The organism is Pseudonocardia endophytica (assembly GCF_004339565.1).
GTDB lineage: Bacteria > Actinomycetota > Actinomycetes > Mycobacteriales > Pseudonocardiaceae > Pseudonocardia > Pseudonocardia endophytica.
In genome coordinates this window covers 1,172,350-1,184,372 of sequence record NZ_SMFZ01000001.1, presented here as the reverse complement: position 1 = coordinate 1,184,372, position 12,023 = coordinate 1,172,350, and the positions used below count along the sequence as shown (strand labels likewise).

Annotated in this window: 15 protein-coding genes and 1 tRNA gene; 9 read left to right on the top strand and 7 right to left on the bottom strand. The window is 71.3% G+C overall.

Features of this window, described 5'->3' with window-relative positions:
* Positions 1 to 4 precede the first annotated feature (4 nt).
* Together EV378_RS05160 and aceE are read right to left on the bottom strand one after the other, a co-directional pair.
* Complete coding sequence (locus tag EV378_RS05160; RefSeq protein ID WP_132421559.1) at positions 5 to 211, bottom strand: cold-shock protein; 207 nt, start codon at positions 209 to 211, stop codon at positions 5 to 7.
* Positions 212 to 514: 303 nt separating this feature from the next.
* On the bottom strand, positions 515 to 3,307 hold the full coding sequence (aceE, locus tag EV378_RS05155; protein WP_132421558.1) for a pyruvate dehydrogenase (acetyl-transferring), homodimeric type: 2,793 nt from the start codon (positions 3,305 to 3,307) through the stop codon (positions 515 to 517).
* A gap of 289 nt (positions 3,308 to 3,596) precedes the next feature.
* On the opposite strand from aceE, the gene EV378_RS05150 reads away from it, so the two are divergent.
* Together EV378_RS05150 and EV378_RS05145 are read left to right on the top strand one after the other, a co-directional pair.
* Entirely contained in the window at positions 3,597 to 4,034 is a 438-nt protein-coding gene (locus tag EV378_RS05150; protein WP_132427454.1) for a DUF3052 domain-containing protein, read from the top strand.
* Between the two features lie 8 nt (positions 4,035 to 4,042).
* Positions 4,043 to 5,179: an MFS transporter gene (locus EV378_RS05145; RefSeq protein WP_207908580.1), complete on the top strand. Its 1,137-nt coding sequence runs from the start codon at positions 4,043 to 4,045 to the stop codon at positions 5,177 to 5,179.
* Positions 5,180 to 5,729: 550 nt separating this feature from the next.
* Here the strand turns inward: EV378_RS05145 and EV378_RS05140 are convergent.
* On the bottom strand, positions 5,730 to 5,993 hold the full coding sequence (locus tag EV378_RS05140) for a hypothetical protein (RefSeq protein WP_132421557.1): 264 nt from the start codon (positions 5,991 to 5,993) through the stop codon (positions 5,730 to 5,732).
* 148 nt (positions 5,994 to 6,141) lie between these two features.
* On the opposite strand from EV378_RS05140, the gene EV378_RS05135 reads away from it, so the two are divergent.
* The 6 genes from EV378_RS05135 (at position 6,142) to EV378_RS05105 (ending at position 9,482) form a co-directional block, all read left to right on the top strand.
* Positions 6,142 to 6,519 (top strand): DUF5655 domain-containing protein, encoded by a 378-nt coding sequence (locus EV378_RS05135; RefSeq protein WP_132421556.1) that lies wholly within the window; start codon positions 6,142 to 6,144, stop codon positions 6,517 to 6,519.
* Between the two features lie 9 nt (positions 6,520 to 6,528).
* Positions 6,529 to 6,987: a peroxiredoxin gene (locus tag EV378_RS05130; RefSeq protein ID WP_132421555.1), complete on the top strand. Its 459-nt coding sequence runs from the start codon at positions 6,529 to 6,531 to the stop codon at positions 6,985 to 6,987.
* Between the two features lie 27 nt (positions 6,988 to 7,014).
* Positions 7,015 to 7,086, top strand: a tRNA-Val gene (locus EV378_RS05125).
* Between the two features lie 307 nt (positions 7,087 to 7,393).
* Positions 7,394 to 7,939, top strand: coding sequence for a tyrosine-type recombinase/integrase (locus tag EV378_RS35225; RefSeq protein ID WP_165922147.1), 546 nt, complete (start codon positions 7,394 to 7,396; stop codon positions 7,937 to 7,939).
* On the top strand, positions 7,936 to 8,292 hold the full coding sequence (locus tag EV378_RS05110; protein WP_132421553.1) for a site-specific integrase: 357 nt from the start codon (positions 7,936 to 7,938) through the stop codon (positions 8,290 to 8,292). Before EV378_RS35225 ends, EV378_RS05110 begins: the two co-directional genes overlap by 4 nt.
* Positions 8,289 to 9,482 (top strand): AAA family ATPase, encoded by a 1,194-nt coding sequence (locus EV378_RS05105; protein ID WP_132421552.1) that lies wholly within the window; start codon positions 8,289 to 8,291, stop codon positions 9,480 to 9,482. Before EV378_RS05110 ends, EV378_RS05105 begins: the two co-directional genes overlap by 4 nt.
* Here EV378_RS05105 and EV378_RS05100 read toward each other — a convergent pair.
* From EV378_RS05100 to EV378_RS05085, 4 genes are all read right to left on the bottom strand, one after another.
* On the bottom strand, positions 9,459 to 9,644 hold the full coding sequence (locus tag EV378_RS05100; RefSeq protein ID WP_132421551.1) for a hypothetical protein: 186 nt from the start codon (positions 9,642 to 9,644) through the stop codon (positions 9,459 to 9,461). The genes EV378_RS05105 and EV378_RS05100 overlap by 24 nt on opposite strands.
* Positions 9,645 to 9,731: 87 nt before the next feature.
* Positions 9,732 to 10,127, bottom strand: coding sequence for a hypothetical protein (locus EV378_RS05095; RefSeq protein WP_132421550.1), 396 nt, complete (start codon positions 10,125 to 10,127; stop codon positions 9,732 to 9,734).
* Positions 10,128 to 10,427 carry a hypothetical protein gene (locus EV378_RS05090; protein WP_132421549.1) on the bottom strand — a complete coding sequence of 100 codons (300 nt, stop codon included), beginning with the start codon at positions 10,425 to 10,427 and terminating at the stop codon, positions 10,128 to 10,130. It lies immediately after the preceding gene.
* A gap of 33 nt (positions 10,428 to 10,460) precedes the next feature.
* Complete coding sequence (locus EV378_RS05085) at positions 10,461 to 11,003, bottom strand: hypothetical protein (RefSeq protein WP_132421548.1); 543 nt, start codon at positions 11,001 to 11,003, stop codon at positions 10,461 to 10,463.
* A gap of 43 nt (positions 11,004 to 11,046) precedes the next feature.
* Between EV378_RS05085 and EV378_RS05080 the strand changes: the two genes are divergently transcribed.
* A complete protein-coding gene (locus EV378_RS05080) occupies positions 11,047 to 11,853 on the top strand; it encodes a hypothetical protein (protein ID WP_132421547.1) in 807 nt (268 codons plus the stop codon).
* The last annotated feature ends 170 nt before the right edge of the window (positions 11,854 to 12,023 follow it).

The window sequence follows — 12,023 nt, the reverse complement described above, 5'->3', positions numbered from 1 at the left end:
CAGGTCAGCCGAGCGGCGAGACCTTGCTGGCCTGGGGGCCTTTCTGGCCCTGCTCGATGTCGAACGAGACGCGCTGGCCCTCGTCGAGCGTCTTGTAGCCCTGGATCTCAATCGCCGAGTAGTGCACGAACACGTCCGCGCCACCACCGTCGGGAGCGAGGAAGCCGTAGCCCTTCTCGCTGTTGAACCACTTGACGGTGCCTTCTGCCATTCCTGCTCCTCGTACCTGGCCCGACTACGCGTCGGGGGCCACGCCGGCGGGGTGCAACGGTCCACGACCCGGCCGGGAACGCCGCACACGGACTCCGTACCCGACGATCGGAGGGAGCCTATCGTGATCTGCGTCGCCCGACGAGAGTCTGAGCTGGACTGATTCCCACCGATCCGGACATCCATCTCGTCGCGCGGCCAGCCCGATCGCGAACGAACGGCACCCTCGAGCAGTCCGATTGCCCGATGGTGCCGTTCGTTCGTCCGGGTGAGTCTCGGGGCGAGGCTCCCGGCGAGCGGGGCGTCAGGCGACCCCGCCGTCGCCCTCCTGCGGCCCGGCCGCCTGCGGGTCGTCGATCTTGTAGCCGGACGCCGCCTCGGCGGCGAGCTCCGGCTTGACCGCCCCCTGCTTCCCGAGCGCGGCCAGCGCCGCGACGGTGATCGACTCGGCGTCGACGGCGAAGTGCCGCCGCACGGCGGGCCGGGTGTCGGACAGGCCGAACCCGTCGGTGCCCAGCGAGCTGAACGGGGCCGGCGACCACTGCCGGATCTGGTCCGGGACGGCCCGCATCCAGTCGGACACGGCGACCACCGGTGCGTCGGCGTGGTCACCGGCGCCCAGCACCTGGGCCACATAGGACTCGACCGGCTCGTCGCCCGGGTGGATCAGGTTGTGGTGCTCGGCCTCCACGCCGTCGCGGCGCAGCTCGCCCCACGACGTCACGGACCAGACCTCGGCACCGACGTCCCACTCGTCGGCGAGCATCTGCTGGGCCTTGAGTGCCCACGGCATCGCGACGCCGGACGCGAGCAGGCGCACCCTCGGACCGGACGCCGACGGCGCATCGGCGTAGCGGTACATGCCGCGCAGCACGCCCTCGAGGTCGACGCCCTCGGGCTCGGCCGGCTGCTGGTACGGCTCGTTGTAGACGGTCAGGTAGTAGATGACGTTCTCCGGGTCGTCACCCACCATCCGGCGAAGGCCGTCCTTGACGATGTGCGCGATCTCGTAGGAGAACGCCGGGTCGTACGCGACGACGGCGGTGTTCGTCGAGGCGAGCAGCAGCGAGTGGCCGTCGTTGTGCTGCAGGCCCTCACCGGTCAGCGTCGTGCGCCCCGCGGTGGCGCCGACCAGGAACCCGCGGGCCATCTGGTCGGCCGCGGCCCAGATCGAGTCGCCGGTGCGCTGGAAGCCGAACATCGAGTAGAAGATGTAGACCGGGATCATCGCCTCGCCGTGCGTGGCGTACGACGTGCCCGCCGCCGTGAACGACCCGACCGACCCGGCCTCGTTGATCCCCTCGTGCAGGATCTGGCCCTGCTCGGACTCCTTGTACGCGAGCATCAGCTCGGCGTCGACGGACGTGTACTGCTGCCCGTGCGGGTTGTAGATCTTCTGGGTCGGGAACATCGAGTCCATGCCGAACGTCCGGGCCTCGTCCGGGATGATCGGCACGAACCGGCCGCCCATGTCCTTGTCCTTGATCAGCTCCCGGAGCAGCCGGACGAACGCCATCGTGGTGGCGACCTCCTGCTTCCCGGAGCCCTTCCGGATGAAGTCGTAGACCTTGTCCCCGGGCAGCACGAGCGGCGTCGACGTCGTCCGCCGCGACGGCAGCGGACCGCCCAGCGCCCGCCTGCGCTCGGCCATGTACTGGATCTCCGGGGCGTCCTCGCCCGGGTGGTAGTACGGCGGCAGGTACGGGTCGCGCTCCAGCTGCGCGTCCGAGATCGGGATCCGCTGCTCGTCGCGGAACTGCTTGAGGTCGTCGAGGCTGAGCTTCTTCATCTGGTGCGTGGCGTTGCGGCCGGCGAAGTGCGAGCCCAGGCCGTATCCCTTGATCGTCTTCGCCAGGATCACGGTCGGCTGGCCGTGGTGCGACATCGCCGCGGCGTAGGCGGCGTGCACCTTGCGGTAGTCGTGGCCGCCGCGCTTGAGGTTCCAGATCTCCGCGTCGGACATCGGCTCGACCAGCGACTTCGTGCGCGGGTCGCGGCCGAAGAAGTGGTCACGGACGTAGGCGCCGTCGTTGGCCTTGTAGGTCTGGTAGTCGCCGTCCGGGGTCTGGTTCATCAGGTTGATCAGGGCGCCGTCGCGGTCGGCGTGCAGCAGGGCGTCCCACTCGCGGCCCCAGATCACCTTGATCACGTTCCAGCCGGCGCCGCGGAAGAAGGCCTCCAGCTCCTGGATGATCTTCCCGTTGCCGCGCACCGGGCCGTCGAGACGCTGCAGGTTGCAGTTGACGACGAACGTGAGGTTGTCCAGCCCCTCGGTCGCCGCCACGTGGATCAGCCCGCGCGACTCCGGCTCGTCCATCTCGCCGTCGCCGAGGAACGCCCACACGTGCTGGTCGGACGTGTCCGAGATGCCGCGGTCGCCGAGGTAGCGGTTGAACCGCGCCTGCATGATCGCGTTCATCGGACCGAGGCCCATCGAGACCGTCGGGAACTCCCAGAAGTCCGGCATCAGCCGGGGGTGCGGGTACGACGGCAGACCGGCGCCCTTGCCCCCGTGCGAGAGCTCCTGGCGGAAGCCGTCGAGGCGGTCCTCGGACAGCCGGCCCTCGAGGTAGGCGCGGGCGTAGATGCCGGGGGAGGCGTGGCCCTGGATGTAGACCTGGTCGCCGCCGCCCGGGTGCTCCTTGCCGCGGAAGAAGTGGTTGAAGCCGACCTCGTAGAGGCTCGCCGACGACGCGTACGACGAGATGTGCCCGCCGACGCCGATCCCCGGCCGCTGCGCGCGGTGCACGGTCATCGCGGCGTTCCAGCGGATCCAGCGGCGGTAGGAGCGCTCGGCGTCCTCGTCGCCCGGGAACCACGGCTCACGGTCGGTCGGGATCGTGTTCACGTAGTCCGTGCTGGTCAGCGCCGGTACGCCGACGTGCTTCTCCCGTGCGCGCTGCAACAGCGTCAACATCAGGTAGCGGGCGCGGGCCTGGCCGCCCTGCTCGAGCGCCGCGTCGAACGACTCCAGCCACTCCGCGGTCTCGTCCGGATCGATGTCCGGAAGGTGGGCGGCGAGGCCGTCCCGGATGATGTTCACACGGCGTGGCTCCCCGCCGTCGGTGCTGCCCGTCTGGCTGCTCTGCGCGGTCAAGGGATCTCCTCGCGTGGGCGTGATCGTCGTCGATGGATGGCCGGGTGGGTGATGACCCGATGACCATCCTGCCCCTTCCGTCAGGTGGTCGAAACCGGACGGTCACAGGCCTGTCCGAGGTTATGTACTACCGGTGCGTAACTGAACCGTTCGTGTCCTGAGGCACGACGGGGATGGGTGGCGGTTGCGCGGGGTACGGCCCACGTGTTCGGATTCCGCATCCGGCCCCGACGGCCTTCAGCGCCCCGTGCCCGGATGAGGTAGCGAAGACTGCGTGAGAGGGGAACGAGTGGTGGCCGCGGAGGGTGCCGGACAGCAGTCCGACATCGCGGGCAAGCTCGGCATCGAGCCGGGCATGGTCGTCCAGGAACTGGGGTACGACTCCGACGTCGACGAGGCCATCCGCGAAGCGGTGGAGGACGTCACCGGCGAGGAGATGCTCGACGAGGATGCGCAGGAGGTCATCGACGTCGTCCTGCTCTGGTTCCGGGAGGGCGACGGCGACCTGACCGACAACCTCGTCGACGCCCGCGGACCGCTCGCCGAAGAGGGCGTGGTCTGGGTGCTGACGCCGAAGACCGGTCGCGACGGTCACCTGGAGCCGTCCGAGATCGCCGAGGCGGCCGGGACGGCGGGCCTGTCCCAGACGTCGAACCAGAGCGTCGGCGACGACTGGGCCGGCGCGCGACTGGCGTCCCCCAAGGCGGGCAAGGGCAAACAGCGCTGAGCCACCGCGTGCGGTGGGTCGCGCGGGGTCTGCTGTTCGCCGTCGCGTTCGGCACGAACGTGCCGACCCCGTTGCTGCTCGTCTACCGGTCGGAGCTCGATCTCTCGGCGAGCACCCTCGCGGCGATCTTCGGTGTGTACGCGCTCGGTCTGGCGCCGTCACTGCTGCTCGGTGGCCCGGCGTCGGACCGGTACGGGCGCGTGCGGGTGCTGCTGCCCGCGGCCGTCGTCGTGACGCTCGCGTCGCTGGTGTTCCTGGCCGGATCGCAGGCGCTGGCGCTGTTGTTCGCGGCGCGGTTCCTGCAGGGCCTCGCGTCCGGCGCCGTGTTCAGCGTGGGCAGCGCGTGGCTGCAGGAGTTGTACCCCGGTTCGCCTTCCCGGGCCGCCCGAGCCGCTTCCGTCGCCCAGACCGCCGGGTTCTGCCTGGGCCCGCTCGCGTCCGGCCTGCTGGCCGCGTACGGGCCGCTGCCGCTGACGCTGCCGTACCTCGTGCACGTCGCGATCATGATCGTCGCGGTCGCTCTCATGGTCGCGGTCGTCGGTCTCGGACCCCGCCCGGTCGTCGCCGCCGGTACGAGCCTGCTCCCGCGCCCCGGGCTCGACCGCCCGTCCCGGCGGACGTTCGGACGGATCGTCGTCCCGACGGCAGTGTGCGTGTACGCGTTCCCGTCGGTGTCGGTGACCGTTCTGCCGCTGCTGTTGCCCGGGCGTTCCGGCCTGGTCGCGTTCACCGGCCTGCTCGCCGCCCTGACGCTCGGCACCGGCACGCTCGTGCAGCCGTTCGCGCACCGGCTCGGTCGCTTCGTCGGACCGACCGGAGCGGCGCTCGGAGCGCTCGGCTACGGCTGCGGCGTCGCCGCGGCGTTCACCGGGTCGGTCGTGCTCGTCGGCGTGGCAGGATTCCTGCTCGGCGCGGGCGGTGGTCTGTGCTTGAACGCCGGCCTCACGCTGGTCGGTCGTCTGGCCGCACCGGAACGTCGTGGCGCGGTCAACGGGCTGTTCTACACCGCCGCCTACGTCGGATTCGCCGCCCCGTGGCTCGCGACGTCCTTCGTGGACGTGACGGAGCTCGCGATCCCGTTGGGCGTGCTTGCCCTGGCCTCGGCCGTGACGAGCGCATGGTTGGGTGCCCGACGTCCGGCGTGAGGTCCGCATCGTCCGGCGTGGGTCTGGCGCGGCCCGGTGTGGGGTCCGGCGCGGCCGGGCGTGGCCTGGCGCCCGCCGGCCGGCGTGGGGTCTGGCCCCACTTGGTCCCGCATCAGCGCCGCGTTCCGGGAGCGCCTTTCCTGAGCCGCTGCCGACCAGTGATCATCGGATGCGTACGGATGATGGCCGGATTCGGCTCTGATCCGGACGCGACGACTGATCATGAGCGGACGTGGCTGCGGGCGTGACGGCCTACCGGCTCACCGACCCACCAGCGGGCTCACCGACCCGCCACCGGGCTCACCGACCCACCACCGGGCTCACCGACCCACCACCGGGCCGGCCGGTCCACCGGGGCGGGTCAGGGCGGCGCTCCCAGGCCTTCGGCCTCGACGATGATCGTCAGTCGGGTCCTGATCGGTGCCGTAGTTGGCCACGATCAGAACCGAACCGCTGATCTTCGGCGGGCGCGGTCGCAAGGAGTCACATCCGGTTCAGGACACGATCTCGCCAGAACCGGACCCTGCCGCCGATCTCGGTGTGATCAGGTTCAGCGACGGCGACGCGGCCGCCCGGCCGCGACCGCCTTCGCGTCGTCCACCGGGATCGGGAGGAACTCACCCGCGAGGCGGTCACCGTCGGGATGGTCCGGGACCCAGTGCAGGAACGGTCCGCCGAGCGTGGGCCCGTCGGTCTCGTCCGTCAGGACGTTCGCGTCGCGACGGGCACTGTGGGCAAGGAGAAGGTACGGATCGGTCGAGATACGGGCGCGGGCCGCGCGGGCGCTCCGCAAGGCGGCCGAGAACAAGAACATGAGGGGCTGCCGAAAAACTCGTTGGGCTAGCGGATCTGCTGGTCCGCTGCCGTAAACACTGCCTTTACGTACCTTCCGAGTCAATCGAGTTCGACCGTTTCCGGGAGTATCGGTCGCCACATCGCCGAACGGTCGTCCGGGTGCTGGCATGCTGTCGCTCGTGGAGTCCACGTGGGACGAACTGACGGCGCCCCTCGACGCCGACGACCTGGCGTTGTTCACGCTGTACCGGACGTTCTGCCGGGGCCTGCCCGACGTCGAGGAGCAGGTCCACACGAGTCAGGTGCAGTACCGGCGGACGCGGATCTTCACCTCCGGCTACGTCAAGAGCCACTATCTGGAGATCGGCCTCGAGCTGATGCGTGAGGCGTCGCACCCGAGGCTCCGGACGGCCTTCCCGACGTCGAAGACCGTGATCATGCACCGGATCACGCTGCGCGACCCCGAGCAGTTCGACGACGACCTCCGCGCCTTGATCGAGGAGGCCCGCACGACGGTCGGTCCGGGGCTGCGGCGCGGCCGCTAGGCTCGGGGCATGGCACTCGAGGTGGGCTCCGAGGCTCCCGACTTCACCCTGCAGGACCAGAACAAGCAGCCGGTCACGCTCTCGTCGTTCCGCGGCGACAAGGCCGTGCTGGTCGTGTTCTACCCGTTCGCGTTCTCCGGGGTCTGCACGGGCGAGCTCAACGAGCTCCGCGAGGACCTCGGCACGTTCCAGAACGACCGCGTCCAGGTCCTCCCGGTCTCGGTGGACCACCCGTTCACGCTGAAGGCCTGGGCCGAGGCGCGGGACTACCGGTTCCCGTTGCTGTCGGACTTCTGGCCGCACGGCGCGGTCGCCCAGCGGTACGGCGTGTTCAACGACAGGGCCGGCTTCGCCCTGCGCGGCACGTTCCTCGTCCGCACGGACGGGACGCTCGCCTTCACCGAGGTGAACGGCCCGGGGGAGGCCCGTGACCAGGACGGGTGGCGCAAAGCCCTCTCGGCCCTGTAGAACCTGCGGGCCGGATCCCCGGCTCCGGGGCGCGTAGCTCAGCGGGAGAGCACTCGGTTTACACCCGAGCGGTCGCAGGTTCGAACCCTGCCGCGCCCACCTCTTTGACCAGCCAATATCTGATCTTCATGATCGATCCCAGTCGCGCATGACACCATTCGTGACACGAAGCGGTCGTACCCTCGTGTCATGACACGGGCGAAGGCCGGTCGCCAGCGACAGCGCGGCGCGATCGACGAGCTGCCCAGCGGAGCGCTGCGCGTCCGTGTCTACGGCGGCAAGGACCCGGTGTCAGGGAAGCGGAACACGCTCGTCGAGATCGTCGAGCCCGGGCCAAAGCAGGCCGCTCGGGCGGAGGCCGCGCACGCGGCTCCTGAACCAGGTCGACGAGCAGCGGAGCCCGCGCATGAGTGCGACCCTCGACCAGCTCCTCGATCGGTACCTGGAGACGCTCGATGTCGGGCCGACTACGCATAAGGCATACAGGCGGTACTTGGAGAAGCACGTCCGGCCGTTCATCGGAGAGACGAAGGCTGGCGCCGTCGGCGCCGAGGCCCTGGACTCGCTCTACGCCGAGCTCAGGCGGTGCCGGGCGCACTGCTCGGGGCAATGCGGAGTCGACCACCGGACTCCGCGCGAGCACGTGTGCGACGACCGGTGCCGTTCACACACGTGCCGCCCGCTGGCGCCTGCGACCGTGCGACACATCCATTTCGTGCTGAACGGCGCGTACACCCGCGGTGTGCGCTGGCGATGGGTATCGGTGAACCCGGTCGAGTTCGTCGACCCGCCTGCGAAGCCGCCGCCGGACCCAACGCCGCCGAATGCCGCCCAGGCGGCGCGGATCGTCGCCGAGGCGTGGCGCGATCCGGACTGGGGCGCGCTGGTCTGGCTGGCGATGACGACGGGCTGCCGCCGCGGGGAGCTGTGCGCGCTGCGGTGGCTCATGTGAACCTCGACGGTAGGACACTGATGCTGCGCCGCGCGATCGCGCAGGATGGTCGGGTCCGGCGAGATAAGGACACCAAGACTCACCAGCAGCGACGGATCGTGCTCGATTCCGAGACGGTGGCGATCCTTCGTGAGCACCGCACACGGTGCGAGGAGCGGGCCGATGTCCTTGGGATCGGGTTCTCAGATAACGCATTCGTGTTCTCGCTGGAGCCGGATGGTAGTTCGCACCTCGTGCCATCGTCGGTAACGCAGCGGTACGCCCGGATGGCCGCGCGCCTCGGACTGGACACGCACCTGCACAACCTGCGCTATTACTCCGCACCCGCCCCGACGGCAAGGCCCGCGAGGTGATCGGCGTCCGCCAGGACGTCATCGACCTGTTCTCCTCCCGCCACCGAGCGATCACCGCCAAAACCCAGGAACTCGTCGACGCCTACAAGGAGCGGTACGGCCACGAGCCCAACGCCCTGCAGCGCACCCGCCTCGCCCAGGAAGCCACCCTCGCCACCCGCGCCGCGAAGGCACACGAAGGGGAGACCACCGAGCAACGCCTGGACCGGTGGGACGCCGAACTGCGCGCCGAAGTCGGCGCCGGCCTCACCGCAGTCGCCACCGACGTGCTCGACCGTGCCCAGCAATCCGACCCAGCGGCCGAGTTCTCGGTACGCGACGTCCTGGACCGTGCACTCGCCCGGGTCGCCGAGCAGGGCGGCTCCTTCACCCGCTCCGACCTGATCCGCGCTGTGTCTGACGAGCTACCCGGCAACCTCGGCCTGTCTCCGGAGCGGGTGCGGGAGCTGCTCGACGGTCTGACCGATGAAGCCCTGCAGGCCGGTCTCCGGCACGTCCCCGAGACCGATACCAGCGCGTGGCCCGAGGACCTGCGACTGCAGAACGGAGCGTCAGTGTTCGAAGGACCCGGGTCCGCCCGGTTCTCGACCGTCGGGCAACTGGCCGCCGACCAGGCCCTGCGCGACGCCGCCGTCGACCGCGGCGCACCCGCCCTGACCACCGAGCAGGCCGACGCGCTGGTGGCGCAGATGGCCGCGTCCGGGCGCGAGCTCGGCGACGACCAGGCCGCCGCCCTGCGCGGGATCCTCACGTCCGGCGCGCAACTCGAGGTGATGGTCGCCGCCGCCGGGACCGGGAAGTCGTTCACCGTCGGCGCGCTCGCTGACGCCTGGACCGGGCGCGCCACACCCGGTTCGGGCGACCAGCCGGGCGCACCGGGCGAGGGCCCGCGGGAGCTGGGGGAGCGGCGGGTGTTCGGGCTGGCGCCCTCCGAGATCGCCGCGCAGGTGCTCGCCGAGGACGGCCTCACGACCGCCAACACCCACCGGTGGCTCGGCGCCCAGCGACGCCTCGACACCGCCCGCCTGGGCGCACCCGACCGGTTCGGCGACGACGCCCTTCGTCTGCGCGCCGGAGACTTGGTCGTCGTGGACGAGGCCGGGATGGCCGGCACCACGGAGCTGGGCGAGATCCACCAGCGCTGCCAGGCCGCGGGCGCCAAGCTGCTACTCGTCGGCGACCCCCACTAGCTCGCCGCCGTCGGCCCCGGCGGCACCCTCGCCGACCTCGCCGAGTGCGGGATCCACTACGAACTCACCGACGTCCGCCGCTTCACCGCCGACTGGGAAGGCCCTGCATCGCTGCGACTGCGCGACGGCGACCGCGGCGCGCTCGACGAGTACGCCAAGCACGGCCGGCTCTTCGACGCCGGCACCGCAGACCAGGCCGAGTCCGACGCCGCCCGCGCCTGGCTCGGCGACACCGTCACCGGGCAGGAGTCACTGCTGCTGGTCGCCTCGAACGAGGACGCCGCCCGCGTCGGCGCCGCCCTGCGCGCCGACCTCGTCCGACTCGGCCTCGTCGACGAGGCGGGTGTGGCGCTCGGCGCTGACGGCGCGCAGGGCTGTGTCGCCGGGGTCGGCGACGTCATCCAGGCCCGCGCGAACGCCTGGCACCTGGCCGGGTTCGAGGGCAACGACGGCGTCCCGCTGAACCGGCAGACCTTCAGCGTCACCGCCATTCGCGAGGACGGCGGACTCACCGTCGAACGCGCCACCGGTCCGGCCGCGGGGGAGACCCTGCAGTTGCCCGCCGGCTACGTCGCCGAGCACGTCACGCTCGCCTACGCCTCCACCGTGCACGCCGCCCAGGGACGCACCGTCGACACCACCCACTCAGTCGTCGGCACCGGCATGGACGCGGCCGCGGTCTACGTCGCGATGACCCGCGGCCGCGACGACAACACAGCCTGGACCGCCACCCGCCGCCTGGCCGAGGACTCTGAGACCGGGCGCACGTTCGAGCTCGAACCCCGCACCGCCCGCGCCGTGATCGAGGACCTCCTCGACGCCGCCGAGCAGCAACGCTCTTCCCTCTCCGAGCAGGAACGTGCCCAGCAGCAGGCCGCCTCGACCATGACCCACCTCGACAAGCTCATCCACGTCGCGCAACGCGTCACCGCCGAGCGCACCCACAGCACCCTCGACGCCCTGGCCGCCGACGGCACCCTAACCGCCCACGAGCGGACGCGGCTTGCCGCCGACGAGGCGATGCCGACGCTGGAGCGGCTGCTGCGCACCGCCGAGCTGGCCGGCCACGACCCGGACCAGGTCCTCGCCGACGCCGCCCGCGACGACCGCGGCCTCACCGACGCCAAGTCCCCGGCCCAGGTGCTGCACCACCGCATCACCAGCAGCCTGCTGGGCCGCCTCACCCCGCACCTGGACAGCGCCGCCGATCTCATCCCCGCCACGGTCACCGACGAGAAGGACCGCCAGTTCCTGCAGGACCGCGCCGACGCCGCGGACACCCGCCGCCACGAGCTGGGCGCCGAGCTGGCGAACGACCCGCCCGGGTGGGCGCTCGACTCCCTCGGACCGGTCCCGGACAGCGCCGAGGACCCACTGGCTCGCCAGGAATGGGAGCAGCGCGCCGGGTGGGCAGGCGCCCACCGGGAGCTCGCCGCCCACCAGGGCGACGAGACCGACCTGCTCGGCGCCGCCCCGGCGCCCGGCATGGTCGAGAAGGCCGCCGTGTTCCGCACCGCCCACGAAGGCGCTCGGCCTGGTCGACGCCGGCGCCGAGGAGGCCGGAATGAGCGACGGCCAGCTCCGGGCCCGCTACCACGCTCTCAAGCGCGAGGAGACCTGGGCGCCACGGCACGTCGACGACGATCTGGCCGCCGCCCACCAGCACGCCGCGCGCTCGCGCACCGACGCCGCCGTCTGGGCCGCCCGTGCGAAGAGCCCGGGCCGAGACGACGACCAGATCGAGACCCTCCGCGACGCGTCCGAGAACGCCTCCGCCGACGCCGCCGACGCGCAGCAGGTGTCCCGCGAACTGGGAGAGGTCGACGAAGCACGGTCGCATTGGTTCGCCGAAACCGCTGTCACGCGGGACAACGCGCACCGCGCGGGAGCCGAGCTCCGCGCTCGCGGAGTCGACCCCGAAGCGCCCGACCGGGTCACCGCCGACGAGTGGATCGAAGCCCACCGCGCCGAACAGGCCGAGACCGACCGCCACCGCGAGATCACCGAGGACTACGAGCTCAGCGACCACCCGACCAACCAGCGTGCCGCCGACGTGGAGGAGGCGGACGATGTCGCCGAGCAGGTGGCCGAGACCGACGTCCCGGGCATCCGCGAACTCAGCGCCCCCCAGGCCGACGAACGAGCGGACACCAGTACCCGAGCCGGGATCCCGACGCTCGACGAGACCGCCGAGGACGTCGCGCGAGCACAAGTCGCGCTGCAAGAGATCGAGCAGCGCCGCCGCTACGAGCAGACGGTCGAGGCCGACCACGCTGACGACCTCGCTGCCTGGGACGCCGACGATCGAGCCGACGGCACCGGGCACGATGACGCCGACACGGACGGCGACGTGGACGTCCTCCACCGCTGACGTCCGATGTGAGCGGGCCGTCGTGGCGGATCCGCCGCCGGTCGGTCATCATTCGACCGTGCGTTCGAGTCGAGGCCGAGCCGATAGATATGGCCTGGCGGGGCCACGCGCGCGGGCGGTGTGGGTCGACCTACGACGGGCCTACCCGGGCGCCGGGAACGTCGACGCGT